2 protein-coding genes are annotated in these 2,759 nt (G+C 67.2%); both read right to left on the minus strand.

Going from position 1 to position 2,759, the window contains the following annotated elements:
• Nucleotides 1-273 precede the first annotated feature (273 nt).
• Nucleotides 274-1,044: an IS21-like element helper ATPase IstB gene (istB, locus tag FG154_RS20170; RefSeq protein ID WP_145111865.1), complete on the minus strand. Its 771-nt coding sequence runs from the start codon at nucleotides 1,042-1,044 to the stop codon at nucleotides 274-276.
• 11 nt (nucleotides 1,045-1,055) lie between these two features.
• Complete coding sequence (gene istA, locus FG154_RS20175) at nucleotides 1,056-2,585, minus strand: IS21 family transposase (protein WP_145111868.1); 1,530 nt, start codon at nucleotides 2,583-2,585, stop codon at nucleotides 1,056-1,058.
• Between the last annotated feature and the right edge of the window lie 174 nt (nucleotides 2,586-2,759).

Raw genomic sequence — 2,759 nt, forward strand, 5'->3', positions numbered from 1 at the left:
TGCGCATTCCGAGGCATCCGGTCGGCGGTTCCGACAACATCCGGTCAGTCATTCCGGAGCATCCGGTCAGCTGAGGATCGTTGCCGCGTCGGCATGATTTCTGATGTCAGGCGAGTGCGCCCACGTCAACGTTTTCGGGCAGCCGTATTCGGAACGGTGGTGGAGGGTTGTCCACGGGAGGGACCCGCGCGCCCGGCGCCGCGCCCACCACAAGGCTGGCGGTGACGGGCGCGTGGGAGGGTCCGGTGGTCAACCCGGGAGAGCGAGCCTGGATCATCGCGCAGTCTCGCTTCCCGTTTCGGGAGCGCCATCGGCGGGGCGAGCCTTGCGCAGGGATGGGCCGTCCAGCGGCAGACGGTGGGCATTGTGTACCAGACGGTCGAGGATGGCGTCGGCGAAGGTCGGCTCGCCGATGACGTCATGCCAGGTTTCCACCGGAAGCTGGCTGGTGATGATGATCGAGCCCCTGCCGTGGCGGTCTTCCACGATTTCCATTAGGTCGCGGCGCTGGCCGGCGGTGAGGCGATCGGGTCCCCAGTCATCCAGGATGAGAAGGTCGGCCTTGACGAGGGAGCGGAACAGGCGCGGGAAGCGGCCGTCACCGTGGGCGAGTTCGAGATCGGCGAAGAGCCGCGGCAGCCGTTGGTAGATGACGGTGCGGTTGTCGCGGCAGGCGCGTTGCCCGAGCGCGCAGGCGAGCCAGGTCTTTCCGACACCGCAGGGTCCGGTAATCAGCAGGTTCCGGGCTTCCCGGATCCAGCGGCCGGTGGCCAGTTGCTGGAACAGCGCCCGGTCGAGCTTGCGCGGGGTCTTGAAGTCGACATCTTCTATGGCGGCGCCGATGTGGCGAAGCTTGGCAGAGCGCATGCGGGTCTGGAAGCGGCGGGTGTTGCGGGCGGCGATCTCGCGCTCGACGAGAAGGCCCAGCCACTCGGCGTGGCTGAGATCGGCGGCTGCGTCCTGCGCCTGCAACTCGGTGAAGGCGCAGGCCATGCCGTCGAGCTTCAGGGCCCGCAACTGCTCCAAGGTGGGATGGGTCAGCATTCTGTCTCCTTTCAATGGAAGTATCCGGGACCGCGGATGTTGTTGTGCTGGATCGCCGGCCCCTCCGCGGTCGGTTCGGGCCGGTGGCGATGCAGGTTGTTCCGAAGGATTGAATTGACGGAGGTGTAGGATCGCGCGCCGATCCGCAGCGCCTGCTCGCAGGCGGCCTCCAACGCCACATCCCCGTGCGACTTCGAGAGGCGCATGATGCCGAGGCAGGATCGGAAGCCCTGTTCGGGATGGCTGCGGTCGCGCAGGATCACGGCGACCAGCGTCGCGGTATGAGGTCCGATCTTCGCGGCCCAGGACTTCAGCCGCTCGGGCGACCATGCGGCATGGCGGCGATGGCTGGCCGGCATGTGGTCGGCGATGGTGGTGTGTCCCCGGTTGGACGAGGTCCGGGCATGGGCGGCGACGCGCTTGCCGTTGTGGAAGATCTCGACGGTGCGGGCGGTGAGCCGGACCCACACCTTCTCGCGAAGCAGGCCGTGCGGCGCCGAGTAGTAGTGGCGGTCGACCTCGACATGATAGTCGAGCCCCACCGTGCATTGCTTCCATTCGGAATAGACGTAAGGCGCGTCCGGCAGGGGTCGCAGGGCGCTGCGTTCGAGTTGCTCGAAGAGGTCGCGGCGGCTGGCGCCGAGATGGCGGGTGACGCGGTCATTCAGCCGCCCGACCAGTTCGCGGATGGCCTCGTTCAACTCGGAAAGCGAGAAGAACCGCCGGTTGCGCAGGCGAGCGCCAATCCAGCGCTCGGCGATCTGGACGGCCACCTCGACCTTGGCCTTGTCACGGGGCTTCCGCGGTCGGGCGGGCACCACTGCGGTGCCGTAGTGCTCGGCCATGTCGGCATAGGTGCGGTTCACCGCCGGCTCGTAGAAGCAGGCCCTGGTCACGCCCGACTTGAGATTGTCCGAAACGATCTGGGCCGGAACCCCACCGAACCAGGCCAGGGCCCGCCCATGCGCGCCGATCCAGTCCTGAAGACCCTGCGTCCAGGTCGCCTCGGCATAGGTGAGGTTCGAGGCGCCCAGAGCCGCCACGAAGAGCTGTGCCGGCCGGACCTCGCCGGTCGCAGGATCGACCACGCCCAGCGTGACACCGGCATAGTCGACAAACAGCCGTTCGCCCGCAACATGGTGCTGTCGCATGACCGGCGACAGTCGGCTGCTCCAGCGACGGTAGAGCTCGCAAAAGCGGCTGTAGCCATAGCCTTCGGGATGAACGGCCCGGTATTCCTCCCACACGAGCGACAGCGTCACCCCTTTCCGACGGAGCTCCCGGTGGATTGCGGGCCAGTCCGGCTGGGCCTCGACCAGGCGGGTCGGCCCGCCCACGGGCTGGAAGAGCGCCGCCTCGAGGGCTGCGTCCGACATGTCCGCGGACAACGGCCAGCTGAGGCCCGCCGCCTTCACCCGCTTCACATACTCGCTCGCCGTGCTCTGCCCCACGCCAAGGCTTGCCGCGATCTTCCGTGTCGACAGCCCGCTCGCGTGAAGCCGAACCGCTTCTCTGATCTTCCGCATCGTCAGTCTCTTCATGGGCTGCCCGCTCTTGCCAAAAGAGCCAGACTAGCCCGCTGCGAAACGCCGCGCGGTGTCAGATCCATCACCCGCCGGGGGTGACCGGATGCCCCGGAATCCCTGACCGGATCAGATTGGAATGGGTGACCGGATCAGATCGGAATCCCTGACCGGATCACCCCGGAACGCGCA

The sequence above is a fragment of the Cereibacter sediminicola genome, assembly GCF_007668225.1.
Lineage (GTDB): Bacteria > Pseudomonadota > Alphaproteobacteria > Rhodobacterales > Rhodobacteraceae > Cereibacter_A > Cereibacter_A azotoformans.